Source organism: Tardiphaga sp., assembly GCF_044336785.1.
GTDB lineage: Bacteria > Pseudomonadota > Alphaproteobacteria > Rhizobiales > Xanthobacteraceae > Tardiphaga.
The window spans coordinates 1-2580 of the sequence record NZ_JBIIOT010000198.1; the positions used below are offsets into that span (position 1 = coordinate 1).

Sequence of the window (2580 nt, forward strand, 5' to 3'; positions counted from 1 at the left end):
AGCGATACCCATCACCACCAGCGCGCGAGGTGATGGGTATCGCTGCGCTCAACCCATCCTACGACACCGCATCGGCTGGCAAATCATCGTCGTATTTCCTACATTCTCCCAAGCAATCCACCGTGTCAGGACTCCCGCATGACCATTCACCAGCGTCCCATCTCCATCGATCCCGTGAAGCTCGACCGACTCGCCGAAGTCGCCGTCAAAGTCGGGCTGCAACTGGCGCCGGGACAGGATTTGCTGCTGACGGCGCCTGCCGCAGCATTGCCGCTGGTGCGCAAGATCGCCGAGCACGCCTACAAGGCCGGCGCCGGTCTCGTCACGCCGTTCTTCTCCGACGAGGAAATGACGCTGGCCCGTTATCGGTATGGCCATGACGACACTTTCGACCGTGCCGCCGGCTGGCTCTATGAGGGCATGGCGAAAGCGCTCGGCAACAACACCGCGCGCCTCGCCATTGTCGGTGATAATCCGATGCTGCTGTCGAACGAGGATCCGGCCAAAGTCTCGCGCGCCAGCAAGGCCAATTCCATCGCTTATCAGCCGGCACTGCAGAAGATCGCGGGCTTCGACATCAACTGGAACATCGTTGCCTATCCCACGCTGTCCTGGGCCAAGCAGGTCTTCCCGAACGATGAAGACGACGTCGCCGTCATGAAACTGGCCGATGCGATCTTCGCCGCCTCGCGCGTGGACAATGCCGATCCCATCGGCGCATGGACCAGGCACAACGCGGCGCTGCGCACCCGCACCGACTGGCTGAACGGCCAGCGCTTTCACGCGCTGCATTTCAAGGGGCCCGGCACCGATCTCGTGGTCGGTCTCGCCGATGGCCACGAATGGGAAGGCGGCGCCTCCACGGCGAAGAACGGCATCATCTGCAACGCCAATATCCCGACCGAAGAAGTCTTCACCACGCCACATGCCGCGCGTGTCTCCGGCCATGTCCGCTCCACCAAGCCGCTCTCGTATCAAGGCACGCTGATCGAGGACATCGCAGTGCGCTTCGAGGAGGGCAAGATCGTCGAGGCAAAGGCCTCGCGCGGTGAGGCGGTGCTGAACAAGGTGCTTGACACCGACGAAGGCTCGCGCCGTCTCGGCGAAGTCGCCTTGGTGCCGCATTCGTCGCCGATCTCGGCGAGCGGGCTGTTGTTCTACAACACGCTGTTCGACGAGAACGCCGCCTGCCACATCGCTCTCGGCCAGTGCTATTCAAAATGCTTCGTCGGAGGTGACAAGCTGACGCCGGAACAGATCGCGGCCCAGGGCGGCAACAAGAGCTTCATCCATATCGACTGGATGATCGGCTCCGGCGAGATCGATATCGACGGTGTCCACGCCGATGGCCGTCGCGTCCCGGTATTCCGGAAGGGCGAGTGGGCCTGACCAAACGCGCAATGGCGGGGATGATGGCTGCGGCTTTGCGCTAAAGCTATGCTATTGTCCCTGCCTCAAGGCTGCCGCTGGGGTGCCGCAAGTTTGCCGCAGGATTTCGTCGCAAAATGCCCATCCAAGGCCACGATTTCTATCCGAATATTCCCGTCTTCTACGACTTCGGGCAGTTGATGGACCCGGCGCATTATGCGCCGCTGCCCGACGACTGGATCATTGGCGTCGCGGATATCGTCGATTCCACCAGAGCCATCGCCGAGCAGCGCTACAAGACCGTGAACATGGCCGGTGCTGCTGTGATCGCCGCGATCACCAACGCGCTGGAAGGTCGTGAATTCCCCTTCGTTTTCGGCGGTGACGGCGCCAGTTTTGCGATCTCGCCGGACGATCTCGATCGCGCCCGTGACGCGCTCGCAGCGACGGCGACATGGGTGAAGACAGATCTCGATCTCAGTATGCGCGTGGCCCTGGTGCCTGTGGCTGATATTCGTGCGCAGGGTCTCGATGTCCGCGTCGCGCGCTTCGCACCGTCCAAGAATGTCGCCTATGCGATGTTCGCCGGTGGCGGTCTAGGCTGGGCAGAAACAGCGATGAAGCGCGGGGACTATGCGGTGACGCCGGCGCCCGGTGGCAGTTATCCCGATCTCACCGGTCTGTCGTGCCGTTTCGAGGAAATGCCATCTGCGCACGGGCTGATCCTCTCCGTGCTGATCGTGCCCCGGCCATCCGACGATCCGTCCGCATTTCGCCGCGTGATCGAGGACATCATCGCGCTGGTCGAACGCAGCCCGGATGCGGCGCGACCGGTGCCTGCGCGCGGGCCGGGCATCGCATGGCCGCCGCAGGGCATGGAGCTGGAAGTGCGCGCCGGGCGCGGCGCGCGCTCGCGGGCATGGTTTCGGCTCTGGGTGATGACGCGGACATTGTTTGGCTATGTGCTGATCCGCTTCGGCATCAGCTGCGCCGGCTTCGTGCCGCAGCTCTATGTGCGGCAGTTGGTCGAGAATTCAGATTTTCGCAAGTATGACGACGGGCTGCGGATGGTTCTGGATTGCACGCCGGAGCTCGAGCGTGAACTCGCGCAGCGTCTGGCAGAAGCCGCATCCAAGGGATCGATACGCTATGGCCTGCATCGACAGGATGCAGCAATGATGACGTGCTTTACGCCGTCAGCTTTGCGCAGCG

General features: G+C 62.8%; 2 protein-coding genes. Both read left to right on the forward strand.

The window, feature by feature from the left end:
- Positions 1-138 precede the first annotated feature (138 nt).
- Entirely contained in the window at positions 139-1389 is a 1251-nt protein-coding gene (locus ACIQ2A_RS25930) for an aminopeptidase (protein WP_398484962.1), read from the forward strand.
- Between the two features lie 116 nt (positions 1390-1505).
- A partial coding sequence (locus ACIQ2A_RS25935) for a DUF3095 domain-containing protein (protein WP_398484964.1) occupies positions 1506-2580 on the forward strand: 1075 nt, incomplete at its 3' end.

Coding starts and splice junctions, on each gene's coding strand:
- ACIQ2A_RS25930 (WP_398484962.1), top strand. CDS start 139: ATGACCATTCACCAGCGTCCCATCTCCATCGATCCCGTGAAGCTCGAC.